Genomic DNA, 14,343 nt, shown 5'->3' on the forward strand with positions numbered 1-14,343 from the left:
GCGTCCTACTGGTGGCGAACAAGAAACGGGGCCTGATTGCCTCGCCCTTGCCCCCCACTTCGTTCTCGACTTGAAAAACGAACTCAGCACTTTTCCTGAGGGACGGTTCCCAACCGACCATTTTTCTGTCAGAATCACGCGTCCTCGGTGAAACGAATTGTGTCCGAAAGTGGCGACCCTTGCGATTGTGAATCGTGAACCTGGTCAGGCCTTAACTGGAGCAGCCATAAGCGGTGTAGCTCTGTGTGAGGGTCGCCTCTTTCGGACATAACGTTTCACCTCAACGCGTTCCGCTCTTGAAACGTTTGGCACTCGAACAAACGCAAGCCGCTTGCTCGCGACGCGTTGAAAACTCATTACGCGAACGCTTTTGCCCCGCACCATGTCTGAGTCTTCCGGTCAGCAGAACGCCTCCCCCCAAGACTCGTATGTGGTGGTCGCGCGGCGTTATCGCCCTCGCGCCTTTGACCAATTGGTGGGCCAGGACCACGTCGGCCGCGCGTTAAAAAATGCGATCGACACCAACCGCGTGGGACACGCCTATCTGTTCACCGGTGCCCGCGGAGTCGGCAAGACGTCCACGGCTCGAATTTTCGCCAAAGCACTCAATGATCCGTCAGGCCCCACCGCCACGCCGGACAACAGCACCGATGTGGCGCAAGCGATTGACTCGGGCGAAGATGTCGATGTGATCGAAATCGACGGTGCCAGCAATCGCGGGATCGACGAAATCCGCTCGTTGCGAGCGAACGTGGGTGTACGCCCGAGCCGCTCGCGGTACAAGATCTACATCATTGACGAAGTTCACATGTTAACCGGCGCGGCCTTTAACGCGCTGCTGAAAACGCTCGAGGAACCGCCCGAGCATGTGAAGTTTATCTTCTGCACAACCGACCCCGAAAAACTTCCCATCACGGTGCTCAGCCGTTGCCAACGGTTTGATTTCGCGCCGGTCGAAGTTCCCAAGATCGTCAATCGGCTTCGCGAAATCGTGCATGCTGAAAATGCGGAAGCAGACGATAAAGCACTTGAGCTGATCGCACGACGCGCGGCCGGCTCGATGCGAGATAGCCAATCGCTACTCGAACAAGTCCTTAGCTTTAGCGACGGCAACCTGACTGCCGAACAAGTGCACGCGATGCTGGGCACCGCAGACGACGAGCGACTGCACGCGCTTGCCAAAGCGATGGCAGAGCGCGATGCCGCCGAGGTAATCCGGCAACTCGATGCAGGGATCGACGCCGGGGTCGACGCAGGTCGCCTGGCTGAGCAACTGCTCGCTTATTTCCGCGACTTGATGGCCGTTGCTGTCGGCTGTGACGCCACTCTGATGCGACATACCTCGACGGCCCTCTACGATGAACTCAAAGAGCTCGGCGAACGTTGGGGACTGCAAACCGTCTTGGCGGTGGTTGGACTTGTAGACCAAACGCTGGTGCGAATTCGCCACAGCGTCTATGCCCGCGTCTTGCTTGAAGCCACTGCAATCCAAATCTGCAACCTGCCCGACCTTCAGCAGATCGCCGACCTGGCTGCCGCTGCCGATTCGATTGCGGCATCACCAACTCACCGCGGCTCGGCGGGCGAAAAAAAAAACATAGTAGCTAACGCCGCTCCTGCTGCACGCACCGCCGACACCGAACCCTCGCGTCCTGTGTCCGCAACAGCGACAACCTCCCCCGCGACGCCGGTCGCCGCCACTCAAGAACAGGCAGCCCCATCCACCACGGCCAATCACGCTAGCTCGGTAAGCCAGCCCAGCTCGCCCGCGGAAAGCAGCGAGACACCGACGCCCGCCGCACCTGCGACCGCCGTAGTCTGGAACCAAGCCAACGCCGAACGCATTTGGCAAGAAGCGATATTGACGGTCGAACCGATGACCGAAACGCTGGCGCGTGCGGTGCAGCGAGTGGTTGCCGAAGAAGGCAAACTGCGGCTCGTCTTCCCCGGAGAGTCCAAGCTTGCGTACAGTCGCTGCGAAAGCCCTCAACATAAAACATCACTCAATTCCGCTGTGGCAAAATTGGCGGGGCGCGACATCACGCTCGAACTGCAGCTGGCAGCTCCCAAACCGGTGCAAGCCAAAGTGGCGCCGGTCGAGCCTGGCAAAGCGAGAATGTTACGAATGAAAGAGATCGAAGCCAACACGATGGTGAAGTCGATCGTCGAGATCTTTGATGCCGAGATTGTCAAAATCGAAAAGCCACGCTAGCCCCGGTTCCGGCGTGTCCTTTTTGAGGCGGCGTTTTGCTTAGCAACCGAACGGTGGCTAGCGTCCAAGCCGCTAACAACCATGGCCCTGGCCACTTGGACAAAACGTTACGCTAACAATTCGATTAACGATCGTTGCAATTTTGGCGAACTCGACACACAAAATCGCGGCTTCCAATCGTCGAATTCAGATCCGTCATAGGCGGTCACTGAAGCTCCGGACTCACGAGCAATGACGATTCCTGCAGCGGCATCCCACGAGTGCACACAGGTGGCCCAATAACCATCAAGCCGGCCATCGGCGACGTAACACAGATTCAATGCACAGGAACCGAGTCGACGCAGCGCGCGAGTTTTCTCGAGCACGCGAACGAAACGGGCCACATCAGGTGAATCCCCTTTCACTCCCGCAGGAAAACTACACGCCATCATGCTGTCGTGAAGATCTTGTTGACCACTGACATGCATGGGGCGACCGTTGACAAACGCTCCGCCGCCATCGACCGCCGTGAACATCTCGTCACACACGGGATCATAAATGACGCCCAGTCGCATTTTTCCAGCGGCATACAAACCAATCGAGACCGCAAAACTTTGCAACCGATGGACATAGTTCACGGTACCATCGAGCGGATCGACAACCCAACAGGGCGGCGCGTCATGTTTACCAAGACGAACCGCGTCGGGAGGCTCGTTTTCGCCGTCCTCTTCCCCCACAAAGGCGTACCCCGAAAAAGCCTCCATCAAGATTTTGCGAACGGCTTTCTGCGATGCGAGATCAGCATCCGTCACTAAATCCTTGGGTGCTTTTTCACGAACCACTCGGTCGTCACGGCGTGCCATCAATTCGACCGCGCCGGCCTTCGCCGCAGCCACGGCGACTTCGAGATGCTGCTGATCCATCCTAAACTATCACTCAAATTCTTCGAGTTGCCTGAGCTCTTCGAGCCAGACGCGAATGTCATTGTCGTACTCGGTCGCCATATCACTGCGGATCAATTGACGATGAAATGCCGCGGCCCCTTGCTCGACATGCTCAGCCGCTTCGGCGCTGGGGAAGCGACGATTCGGATCCGGTGCGATCAGCCCCAACAAAAAGTTCATCAGCAATTCGTTTCGCAGCACATCGCCGGGCAAAATCTGATGCAACCGAGCGGGTAACTCTCGCTTGGCTTGCAACAATTGCCTCAAATTCTCGAACCCCTCAAACGGATTCATGCCACTTAACAATTCGATCAAAACATAACCCACGCTCGCCAAGTCACTCCGTGGCGTCGCCTCGTTATTCTCGAGGACTTCGGGCGCCGCGTACACCGGAGTACACTCACGATCCCGCGGTGGGTTCGTGAAATCGAACGCGGACCCCATATCGATCAGCTTGGTGTGCCCGGATCGCTTCAGCATGATGTTCGCTGGTTTGACATCCCCATGCACAATATTTTCACGGTGCAGGGCGGCGAGAGCGGCTAAACATTCACGCACGATCGCGACGGCCACCCCCGCCTTGAATCGCGACTGCTCCATGCCGTCGGTCAAGATCACTTCGTTGATGTAATCCCAACGCCGCTGGCTGACGCGATTGTGCAACAACTCTAAACAGCTAGGCGAAACCAATTGTCGTAAATCGTAACCATCGACCCATTCCATCATCATGATGCGGATACGGTCACGCTCGAAGAAATTTTGCACGTCGAGCAAATTATCGTGCTGAATCAAAGCAACGCGGGCCGCTACGGAAGCAACCCGAGCCATCGATTCTTCGTAAGCACGCGCATCGGTGTAACGTTCCGGCGAAAAGACTTTCATCGCCACCGGAACAGTAAATCCGTCGGTTCCACGGTACTCGGTCAGATAAACCTCGCCCTGGCCGCCCTGGCCGAGCAGACGAAGCAGATGATGATGCCCCGTCCAACTGACCTTCGGCGCACGAGTGAGGTCATCGTAGCGACGTACCAACTCTTTATCGGTATTACCTTGAGCCGACCCATGAAGAGTCACCGTGGGATTCGGCTCGAATCGTGTTGTCGCTTGCATAAATGCTGTCCATCCTTGTTTTTACCAAGACCAGCGCCCCCTAAAGTAACTAACGGACACCCGCTCGATTTGTACAGTTAAAAAAAGTCCCGCCCACCAACAAGTTAGGAAAACCAATCCCCCAAAGATGAAGAGAAACAAACGCTCGGTGCCACCCTTTCCGGATGGCCCCGCAAAACATATCGCGTCATTCGGCGATCCGATATTCCCTTGATTACCCCCTTCAAGACACCCACCAGATAGCTCTACCTCGGCGAGTCCCCCGAACTTAGACGATAACAGACCAGAGAATCACGACGGCGAACCAGCATGACACCATCGCTAACTGCGGGCGTCGAACACGCCAAAGGGCCAAAGGACAGCGTTTTCTGCCAAACCTTTTCTGCCTCGCCGCCCTCTATCTCGTCAAGCTTCAGCTTGTTCCTTAAGTCGCCACTCTTGATTAGGCGTCCTTCGGAATCAATCTCCGCATCAAAAAGCACGCGATAACGATCGCTTGCCGCATCCACACACAGCAAGCCATCCCAACCAAAGTAGAGTAGATCGCCGGCAATGACCAAAGATGTGTAGCGTGGATTGGAAATCGACAAGGTGGTCTGCCAAAGGGTATCCCCATCCGCCAAACTGACTTTTGCCAGACGCTTTTCACCTTGCACAAACACTGAATCTTTGTACACAGCCGGCGTCGACCCCAAGTCCGCTGCTCCACGGAACCGCCACGCCAATTCCGGTGCGACCTCGGGCGTCTTGGCGTCTAAACGATACGCACTCAAGCCGTTCTTTCGCGACGAACCGTAGGTCAACAATAAGCCAGCAGTAACGATCGGCGTTGATTGCCCGGCCCCCGATTCGAGATCCCACAACAAGGTGCCATCTGCGATCCGAGAGGCCTCAGTTCGCCCCCCCTTGGTGTTGGCGATCACGACGTCCGCAGCACGACTTGGCTGATTTCCTAACTGCCAAATCACCGGACTGCTATGCGATGCGTAATCCAGCGGCGTTTGCCCCTGCCAAAGCAAACGCCCGTCTGCCACATCCAACGCGACCAGAGCTCCACAGGCCACCATCGCCACGTCCGCATGCACGACAAACGAACTGGCGAAGAACTCATCACGAAATTCGCCCGGCAACCGCTGGGTCCAAATCACGTTGCCGGTTTCAGCGTCATAGCAATATGCCGTTCGCTCAGGCCCCAACACAAACAACTTTCCCTGGGCAACACACGGCGTTCCAGATTGAACAAATCGTGTGTAGACCACCGGTGTTCGCTTGTCCCAAAGCGTTTTACCTGATTTCAAATCGAGACAAACCACTCGCTGCTCAAAGGAAAACGCCTTCGCACGAGCCTCATTTTCATCACGACGTTGGACCTCGTACTCTTCGTATTCCGCATCGGTCATTCCCGTGCGTTTTTCGGGCGGCAACCAGGGAAACAGTGCTTGCCCCAGTGCGGCATCCCCTTTTTTGCTCTTGGTGTGGGCGTAGGCATAAACCTTACCGTCCGCAATGACCGGCGAACTCCATCCGCCCGAATTGCCTCCTTCGAAGTCGGCAAATTCCCAAACCGATGGCAGCCCTGCGGCGGGCAAATCGCGAATCAAGCTGCTGGATTCGGCGTAACCATCGCGGCTGGCTCCTCGCCACTGAGGCCAATCGGCCCTCAGCCGCGATCCATCAAACGCCCCCAGACTCAGTAGTCCGAGGCATAGTCGCCCCAGAACGACTCGATGCAGGGACCCGCACCCGTATGGAGGGAGCAAACGGCACATCTAACAAACCTTCGTTTTGCGATTGCGATAGACTCTGGCCGGCGGCCCCACCAAAGAACCGCCATCGAGACATCGTAGACCTACGCCTAATCAAAAACCACTCGCTCCAACTCGGTCTGCCCCGCAAAAGCCGGAAGCTTACGCCTTGGCGGCCGCCACCATCGCAGCGGTGTTGATACCGAAGTGCTCATAAACGGCGTCAAACGGCCCACTGGCCCCAAAACCGCTCATCCCAACGAACTTGCCGTTGCTGCCGATCCAACGATCCCAACACATGCGGATTCCCGCCTCAATTGCGACCCGGTTGGTCACTTCGGGCGGCAGGACGCTATCAATGTACGCTTGGTCCTGCGCCGCGAAGATGTCCATACATGGCATGCTGACGACACGCACCTTCTTGCCAGCCGCAGTCAGTTCCGTGGCGGCATCGACCGCCATGCACAATTCGCTGCCGCTGCCCATCAAGATCACGTCCGGCGTTCCCTCGCAATCACTCAAAACATAGCCACCGCGACTGCATCCGCTGGCCGACGCATACTTGGTGCGATCCAAGGTAGGCATGTTTTGACGCGACAGCACGAACATCGAGGGGTGATCACTGATCTTCATCGCCGCTCGATAACACTCGGCCACCTCGTTCGCATCGCCGGGACGGAACACGTTCATTCCCGGGATGGCACGGCATGCCGTCAAATGCTCGATCGGTTGATGCGTAGGACCGTCTTCGCCAACGCCGATCGAATCGTGCGTCAGAATGTAGATCACCGGTTGATGCATGATGCTGCTCAAACGCAGTCCACCTCGCATGTAGTCACTAAATACAAAGAAGGTCGCGCCGTAGCTTCGCAGCCCGGAAAGCGACAATCCGTTGACGATTCCCGCCATCGCGTGCTCGCGAATACCGAAATGCAGGTTGCGGCCCTTGTATTGCCCCGGCAGAAAATCGCCCGCACCTTCAAACGTCAAATCGCTCTTGTTACTTGGGGCCAAGTCGGCGGAACCGCCGATCATGAAAGGAATATTCTTGGCGATCGCGTTGAGCACTTTTCCGCTGCTATTGCGGGTCGCGTCCCCTTTTTCGCTCGCTTCAAAGACCGGAATGTCCTTGTCCCAACCTTCGGGCAATTCGCCGGCAAACATCGCTTCAAGCTCAGCTGCCTTTGCGGGATTCGATTTTTGGTACTTCGTCCACACCGCGTCCCAAGCCTTAGCCGCCTCACTGCCGCGTGCCCCGACATTGCTAGCAAAGTCTTCGCGAACGCCCTCTGGCACATAGAACTTCTCGTCACTTGGCAAACCGTAAGCTTTTTTGGCCAACGCGACTTCGTCCCATCCAAGGGGTGCACCGTGAGCCCCGTGAGTGTTTTGCTTATTTGGGGCTCCCCAACCGATCACGCTGCGAACGATAATCAGCGTCGGTTTATCTTTGCAGGCGTGGAATTTCTCTAATGCTGCCGCCAACGCCTTGGTATCGTTGGCATCGTCGACGCGTAGCACATTCCATCCCAAACCTTCGAAGCGGGTCGCAACATCTTCGCTGAACGAGAGATCGGTGTCGCCTTCGATCGTGATGTGATTGTCATCGTACAACCAGCACAGGTTGTCGAGCTTCAGATGGCCGGCGACCGAAGCGGCTTCGCAGGCAACCCCTTCCATCAAGTCACCGTCACTGCAAAGGGCGTAGGTGTTGTAGTCAAACAGCACCTCGTCGGCAGTGTTATAGTTTGCCGCGAGCCATTTTTCGGCCATCGCCATCCCGACCGAGTTGCTGACGCCGGCCCCAAGCGGACCTGTGGTCGTTTCGATACCCGCTGCTTCCGCAAACTCGGGGTGCCCGGCACAAACGCTGCCGATTTGACGGAAATTCTTGATATCTTCGAGCTTGATCGAAAGCTCATCGAGAACCTTGCCCGATTTGTCGACTGCTTTGACGCCCGCCAAGTGCAGCGTGCTGTAAAGCAGCATCGATGCGTGGCCACACGACAGCACGAAACGATCACGGTTGGGCCAATGCGGCCGGGCGGGATCGTAATTCATCGTCTTGTTGAAGACTTGGTAAGCCACCGGCGCCAATGCCATGGGGGTACCTGGGTGCCCGCTGTTTGCAGTCTGCACCGCATCCATGCTAAGGGCCCGGATGGTATCGATGGCTAGAGTTTGAATGTTCGTGGTGGCTACGCTCATCGGTACAGTCGCTCTCTGGAAGAGGGGTGGAAGAAGTAATCCCGCGATTCAATTCGCGGGAATGGCGATTTTAAGTAGGGGCTGCGGAACTTAATCGCTCCCACAGCGAAATGGTATCAGTTCCGCAAATATTAGCTGCCAGAGACCAACCCCAAAAGGGTCCGTCAGAGCTCGAGCCCCCAATCCCCCATCGATTCAAGCAGTGGCTCAACGGTGAGGTCGAACTGTAGGGGGGTGAGAGTCACGTTACCGTTGCGTAACGCGGTCACATCAAAGTGTTCGGCCGGCGGTTGTTCGGGTTCAGACCACAGGGCCCAGTAGTAGTCCCGCCCCCCCGGATCTTGGCGTTTTTCGTAAGTTCGGCCATATTGAGCCAGTCCCATGGGGACAATCGACAAATGGGGGGGCGAAAGTGTTGCGGCGGTGGGAATATTCAAGTTAAAAAGTTTCCCTTTCGCTTCCGAACGTTTCACCAACCCACCGACGACGTCACGCGCGATCACGGCAGCCGCCTGAAAATCGGCGTCTGGATCATATTCCAGCGACACGGCGACGCTGGTTACCCCAAAAAAGGCCCCTTCGATCGCTGCGGCCACCGTCCCGCTGTACAGCACGTTCACCCCCGCATTGAGCCCGTTATTGATCCCGCTGACGACCAAATCGACGGGATTGTCCTTGAACAGCTCGGCGATCGCCAACTTCACACAATCGGCAGGCGACCCATCGACCGCCCACGCCCAATGCCGGCCATCGCGGCGGATCGACTTGCAGGTCAGCGGCGACAAAAACGTGATCGAATGCCCCACCCCGCTCTGTTCGGTTGCCGGTGCGACGACAACGACCTCGCCTAAATGACGAAGTTGTTGTTCGAGTGCGGCGAGCCCCGGAGCGAAAACGCCGTCATCGTTGGTTAATAAAATTCTCATTGCGATCGGCTTAAAGAGAGATTGACGAACGATACCGCTATCAAACAAGTCCCGCCGCTGAAAAAACGCCATCCGAAATGACGCTCGATCGCAGAACGATCCAAGCAGGCCCCTTGGGTATCAATGTGGCATTTTCTACACTTCGTGATTCTTTCCTGCGACACCACTCATTCCGCTGGCTCGAAAAGACTCTTCGCGAAGACGACTTCCTCGAGCGGAAACAACCCAAACGTTGCAATGGCTGATACGACTTTATCTGCATCTGAATACACGACCGATAGCCTGACCGCCCAGCGGATCGTGGTGCTCGATTTTGGATCCCAGTACGCCCAATTGATTGCCCGCCGCGTGCGGGAACAAAATGTTTACTGCCAAATCTTGCGGCATGACATTGCGGCTGACCGGATCGCCGAACTCAATCCCAAGGGCATCATTTTGTCAGGCGGTCCGTCGAGCGTTTACGTCGACGGGGCACCGAAGTGCGATCCCCAACTATTTGAACTGGGCATCCCCGTGCTCGGCATCTGCTACGGGATGCAATTGGCCTGTGCCGCACTAGGGGGCAAAGTCGACAATACGCCCAGTCGCGAATACGGCCGGGCCACCTGTATGATCAAAAACAACGAAACTCTGTTTCGTGACCTCGAGGGGGAAATCGAAGTCTGGATGAGCCACGGGGACCAGGTTTCCTCGATCTCGGAAGTCTTCGAACCGCTCGCTCAAACCAGCACCTGTCCGTATGCGGCAATCGCGCATCGCACGCTGCCGATCTATGGAATGCAATTCCACCCCGAAGTCACGCACACGCCCCAGGGCGGCCAGATCCTCAAGAACTTTGTCATCGACGTGTGTGGCTGCGAAGGCACCTGGCAACTTGGCGATTTCGCCCAAGCGGCCATCGAACACGTCCGTGAACTCGTCGGCGACCGACGCGTGATTTGTGGACTCAGCGGCGGAGTCGATTCGTCGGTCGTCGCGGCACTGCTGTACAAGGCGATCGGACCGCAACTCTCGTGTATCTTGATCGACAACGGTTTGCTCCGCAAAGACGAACAAGCGTTGGTGATCCGCGAATTCGGCGACCACTTCAAAACCGACCTGCACGTCGTTGATGCCGAAGAGCGATTCATGTCGACCCTCGAAGGGATCAGCGAACCGCAGGAAAAACGTCGACGAATTGGCTACGCCTTCATCGATTGTTTCAAAGAGGAAGCGACTAAAATCAAGGACGCTCACTTCTTGGCCCAAGGCACGCTGTATCCCGATGTCATCGAAAGCGGCGCGGATCCCGATGGGCCTGCCGCGACGATCAAACTGCACCACAACGTGGGCGGACTTCCCGAGGAACTTGGCTTTGAATTGATCGAACCACTGCGTGATTTGTTTAAAGACGAAGTCCGCCGCCTGGGACTCGAACTGGGACTGCCCGAATCGCTGGTTTGGCGACACCCATTCCCTGGACCGGGCTTGGCCGTGCGTTGCCTTGGCGAAGTCACTCGCGAAAAATTGAAAGTCCTTCGCGAAGCCGACTCGATCGTCGTCGAGGAAATCGTCAACGCCGGACTGTACCGAGAAACCAGCCAATCATTTGCCGTGCTGTTGCCGGTGCAAAGCGTTGGCGTGATGGGCGATGCCCGAACCTACGACAATGCGATCGCGATCCGCAGCGTCAAAACCGATGACTTCATGACCGCCGATTGGAGCCATTTACCCTACGACTTGCTGGCCCGCATGAGCACGCGGATCATTAACGAAGTCGCGGGGATCAACCGCGTCTGTTACGACATCAGCAGCAAACCGCCAGCGACAATTGAATGGGAATAAGGTAATTAAACGGAATCCCTGCAACCCGCTGCCCACCGCAGCTGCTCCGTTCCTTCCTGTAGCATTTTTCAACCTTTCACTTTTAACTTCAGACTTCTGCCATGGCTGGACAATTCATTTACCAAGTCACGAACCTCACCAAAAAACACGGCCAAAAGGTGGTGCTAAACGAGGTCAACTTGGCGTTTTACCCCGGTGCAAAGATTGGCGTCCTCGGCCCCAACGGTGCCGGTAAATCGACGCTGATGCGAATCATGGCGGGACAAGACACCGAATTCGAAGGCACCGCTCGGCTGGGCAACGGATTTAGCGTCGGCTACCTCGAACAAGAACCCCCCTTGGATGCAACCAAGACGGTGTTCGAGAACGTGCAGACCGCCGTGGCCGACCGCCGCGCCGTGATTGACCGCTACAACGAGATCAGCGTGTTGCTGGGCGACGTCACCGATGACAAAGAGATGATGAAACTTTGCGACGAGATGGCAAAGCTGCAGGACATCATCGACAGCCAAAACCTGTGGGAACTCGATCGACAAGTGGAAACCGCGATGGCGGTCATGAACCTGCCACCTGGGGATGCGAACATCGACAAATTGTCCGGGGGCGAGCGTCGCCGTATCGCGATGTGCCAATTGCTGATTCGCCAACCCGACCTGCTGCTGCTGGACGAACCCACCAACCACCTCGACGCCGAATCGGTCGCCTGGCTCGAACAACACCTCGCGCGTTACAGCGGCACCGTGGTCGCAGTGACGCACGACCGCTACTTCCTAGACAACGTGGCGCAGTGGATTTTGGAAATCGATCGTGGCCAAGGTATCCCGTTCGAGGGCAACTACACCGCTTGGCTCGATGCTCGCGCGAAACGCTTGGCCGTCGAGCAACGCACCCAAAAGGCCCGCGACAAAACACTGGCTCGCGAATTGGAATGGATTCGCATGAGCCCGAAGGCGCGGCAAGCGAAAAGCAAGGCGCGTATCAAGTCCTACGAAGAATTGTCGGCTCAATCGTTCGAGGACAAACCCGACGAACTGGAAATCCAAATCCCCTCGGGACGTCACCTCGGCGATTTGGTGATCGAAGGCAAAAATATCCACAAAGCGTTCGGTGACAAAGTCCTGATCGACGATCTCAGCTTCCGTTTGCCACCGGGCGGTATCGTCGGGGTGATCGGACCCAACGGAGCGGGAAAAACGACGCTGTTCCGTATGTTGACCGGACAAGACACTCCGGACTCGGGCACGATCCGCGTTGGCGAGACCGTCGACCTGGGCTACGTCGATCAGAGCCGCGACGCATTGGATCCGAACAAAACCGTTTTCCAGGAAATCAGTGGCGGCCACGACCACCTCGAGATGGGCGGACGCAGCATCGCCTCTCGCTCGTATGTATCGCGATTTAACTTCAAAGGCCCCGACCAAGAAAAGAAAGTTGGCAACCTTTCCGGTGGAGAACGCAATCGAGTCCACTTGGCAACCTTACTACGAAAAGGTTGTAATGTGTTGCTGTTGGACGAACCAACCAACGATCTCGATGTCGATACGTTACGCGCCCTCGAAGAGGCGATTGAGAACTTCGCCGGTTGCGTGGTTGTCACCAGCCACGACCGCTGGTTCCTTGATCGACTCGCCACGCATATCCTGGCATTCGAAGGCGACGGAAAACTAACGTGGTGCGAAGGCAACTTTGACATCTACGAACGAAACCTTCGTGAGCGGATGGGAGACGATCCAGATGAAGTTTCCAAACGAGCTCGTTACAAAAGCATTCACGCGAGCTAGTCTCGCTGCCGTGGCTTTGCCCACACACTCACACTCACTCAACTGCGAAAGACCTATTCCATGACCATTCTTCGAGTCGGCACAAACGAAAAGTATTCGGACGGTTGGAGCTCTATCTTTGGTGACGGGCCCAAAACCAAAAAGGCCGGTAAGAATACGAAGAAAAAGTCCAGCAAGAAAACGGCCAAGAAAAAAACTGCGACCAAGGTAAAAGCAGCAGTCCCCGCTGCGAAGCCCGCCGCCACCAAAAAGAAAACCACTAAGAAAAAAGCGGTTGCCAAAGCGACTGCTGGCAAAAAGACGGTGACGAAAAAGAAAAAGAAGGGCTGAGCCAAGAGCATGAACTGAGCGGGACAGGCTTCCGGCCCTCCGAATTAAAACATCGGCTGCACCGGAAGCGGTTTTGACACTCCCGCAGTGACGACACTCCCTTCCACCGACGCTTTCTTCCCGAAACGTGCCCCACGAGATGCCAAACCAATCGCCTTCCGATGCAATCAAAGAACCGCTTCGGCGACTGGCGGGTTATCTAAACTTCTCGTCCGGCACCAGCGACCCCGCGATCTTTACCGCTTGGAACGAAGTCTATCAACAAGCGTCCGCAGGAGACCCGCTAACGGGGCCCGCCGCGTGGTTGGTGCTCAAAGACTGGATGACCGAAACGCTTGCGTCGCTGCGCGCCAGCCAAGCCGCGTTTCGCGACACCAGCCAAGCACAGCGTGTCGTCAAGATCCTGTGGAGCGATCTGCTTCCGGCATACGTCGACTACCACCGCGATCTGCTGTTTCATCAACAGCCCGAACTGCTGTTCAACGGCTTTTTCATGGGCCGTGCTGCCGATGTGATCCTGGCGATTGCCTTCGCCAGTGATGCTGCCGAGGCAAGCGATGAAGAGATTGTTGACCGAGCCATCGAACAGCTCAACGACTACGTCGGCTATCGCCCGGTACCGGTGCTCGAGAATCGCCGCTGCGAACCGTATGCTCACGAGTTTGTTCGGCCGATCCCGTTGTACATCGCCGGCGCCGGCATTTCTGCTGGCCCTTACCACAACGTGATCGAAGCGGCCTTGGAAGTGCTTCGCAATACCGACCCTGACATTCTGCGTGCCGCCTCGTTCGATCTGGGCCGCGTTCAAGAGCTTTCACTTGATCCGCGGGCTTTCGATTTCGATCACCCGGTGAACCGCCGGCCGAACTATCACTTTGGCGGCTGGGACACTCGGTCGATCACATTGGATGGTCATTACGATCGTTTCGTGTTGCGCCAAGTCACGTTAGATGCGCTGCTAAGCCGACTGCGTGAACCGAGCGACATGGAACCATCGGAACTGCTGGCCGAAGCCGCGACGGTTTTAGCCGGTACGATCTTGATGGCTTCAGGGATCAGCGGATGGGGGCCGGGTGCCTACACCAGCGACATTACGCTGACGTCGCTAATGAAACCGATTGCCTCGTACCGGGACGCGTTTTACGAAGACCGCTTACGACAATTGCAGGGCAGCCACGCCGAACGTTTGGCGCAGGAACAACAACTGCGGCGACAACCGTTCGGAGCAGCCCGGCAACATCTCAACGCGGCACTTGCCGAGCGGCGAGCCGTGCAAGTTCAACA

9 protein-coding genes, 1 other RNA gene and 1 pseudogene are annotated in these 14,343 nt (G+C 56.6%); 6 read left to right on the forward strand and 5 right to left on the reverse strand.

Features of this window, described 5'->3' with window-relative positions:
- Positions 1–168: 168 nt before the first annotated feature.
- Positions 169–263: signal recognition particle sRNA small type (gene ffs, locus ABX962_RS02405), an RNA gene on the forward strand.
- 119 nt (positions 264–382) lie between these two features.
- Positions 383–2,212, forward strand: a complete 1,830-nt coding sequence (gene dnaX / locus ABX962_RS02410; RefSeq protein WP_372716267.1) for a DNA polymerase III subunit gamma/tau — start codon at positions 383–385, stop codon at positions 2,210–2,212.
- Between the two features lie 107 nt (positions 2,213–2,319).
- Here the strand turns inward: dnaX and ABX962_RS02415 are convergent, their stop codons facing one another.
- The 5 genes from ABX962_RS02415 to surE all read right to left on the reverse strand — a co-directional run bounded on the left by ABX962_RS02415 (position 2,320) and on the right by surE (position 9,124).
- Complete coding sequence (locus ABX962_RS02415) at positions 2,320–3,114, reverse strand: inositol monophosphatase family protein (protein WP_372716269.1); 795 nt, start codon at positions 3,112–3,114, stop codon at positions 2,320–2,322.
- A gap of 9 nt (positions 3,115–3,123) precedes the next feature.
- Positions 3,124–4,245 carry a serine/threonine-protein kinase gene (locus tag ABX962_RS02420; RefSeq protein ID WP_372716271.1) on the reverse strand — a complete coding sequence of 374 codons (1,122 nt, stop codon included), beginning with the start codon at positions 4,243–4,245 and terminating at the stop codon, positions 3,124–3,126.
- 245 nt (positions 4,246–4,490) lie between these two features.
- Positions 4,491–6,014, reverse strand: coding sequence for a PQQ-binding-like beta-propeller repeat protein (locus ABX962_RS02425; protein WP_372716273.1), 1,524 nt, complete (start codon positions 6,012–6,014; stop codon positions 4,491–4,493).
- A gap of 138 nt (positions 6,015–6,152) precedes the next feature.
- Positions 6,153–8,198 (reverse strand): transketolase, encoded by a 2,046-nt coding sequence (gene tkt / locus ABX962_RS02430; protein ID WP_372716275.1) that lies wholly within the window; start codon positions 8,196–8,198, stop codon positions 6,153–6,155.
- 164 nt (positions 8,199–8,362) lie between these two features.
- Positions 8,363–9,124: a 5'/3'-nucleotidase SurE gene (gene surE / locus ABX962_RS02435; RefSeq protein WP_372716277.1), complete on the reverse strand. Its 762-nt coding sequence runs from the start codon at positions 9,122–9,124 to the stop codon at positions 8,363–8,365.
- Positions 9,125–9,361: 237 nt separating this feature from the next.
- Between surE and guaA the strand changes: the two genes are divergently transcribed.
- From guaA to ABX962_RS02455, 4 genes and pseudogenes are all read left to right on the forward strand, one after another.
- A complete protein-coding gene (gene guaA, locus ABX962_RS02440) occupies positions 9,362–10,948 on the forward strand; it encodes a glutamine-hydrolyzing GMP synthase (RefSeq protein ID WP_372716278.1) in 1,587 nt (528 codons plus the stop codon).
- A 101-nt stretch (positions 10,949–11,049) separates the two neighbouring features.
- Positions 11,050–12,729 (forward strand): energy-dependent translational throttle protein EttA, encoded by a 1,680-nt coding sequence (gene ettA / locus ABX962_RS02445; protein ID WP_339937299.1) that lies wholly within the window; start codon positions 11,050–11,052, stop codon positions 12,727–12,729.
- 60 nt (positions 12,730–12,789) lie between these two features.
- On the forward strand, positions 12,790–13,059 hold the full coding sequence (locus ABX962_RS02450) for a hypothetical protein (RefSeq protein ID WP_372716281.1): 270 nt from the start codon (positions 12,790–12,792) through the stop codon (positions 13,057–13,059).
- A 139-nt stretch (positions 13,060–13,198) separates the two neighbouring features.
- Positions 13,199–14,343 (forward strand): annotated as a pseudogene (locus ABX962_RS02455) (hypothetical protein); the annotation flags it as partial.

Source organism: Novipirellula sp. (assembly GCF_041583735.1).
In the GTDB taxonomy this organism is placed as follows: domain Bacteria; phylum Planctomycetota; class Planctomycetia; order Pirellulales; family Pirellulaceae; genus Novipirellula.

Excerpts from the sequence above, each read along its gene's own strand:
- ABX962_RS02425 (WP_372716273.1), bottom strand. The coding sequence starts at position 6,014 with ATGTGCCGTTTGCTCCCTCCATACGGGTGCGGGTCCCTGCATCGAGTC.
- ABX962_RS02450 (WP_372716281.1), top strand. The coding sequence starts at position 12,790 with ATGACCATTCTTCGAGTCGGCACAAACGAAAAGTATTCGGACGGTTGG.
- tkt (WP_372716275.1), bottom strand. The coding sequence starts at position 8,198 with ATGAGCGTAGCCACCACGAACATTCAAACTCTAGCCATCGATACCATC.
- ABX962_RS02420 (WP_372716271.1), bottom strand. The coding sequence starts at position 4,245 with ATGCAAGCGACAACACGATTCGAGCCGAATCCCACGGTGACTCTTCAT.
- dnaX (WP_372716267.1), top strand. The coding sequence starts at position 383 with ATGTCTGAGTCTTCCGGTCAGCAGAACGCCTCCCCCCAAGACTCGTAT.
- guaA (WP_372716278.1), top strand. The coding sequence starts at position 9,362 with ATGGCTGATACGACTTTATCTGCATCTGAATACACGACCGATAGCCTG.
- ABX962_RS02415 (WP_372716269.1), bottom strand. The coding sequence starts at position 3,114 with ATGGATCAGCAGCATCTCGAAGTCGCCGTGGCTGCGGCGAAGGCCGGC.
- ettA (WP_339937299.1), top strand. The coding sequence starts at position 11,050 with ATGGCTGGACAATTCATTTACCAAGTCACGAACCTCACCAAAAAACAC.
- surE (WP_372716277.1), bottom strand. The coding sequence starts at position 9,124 with ATGAGAATTTTATTAACCAACGATGACGGCGTTTTCGCTCCGGGGCTC.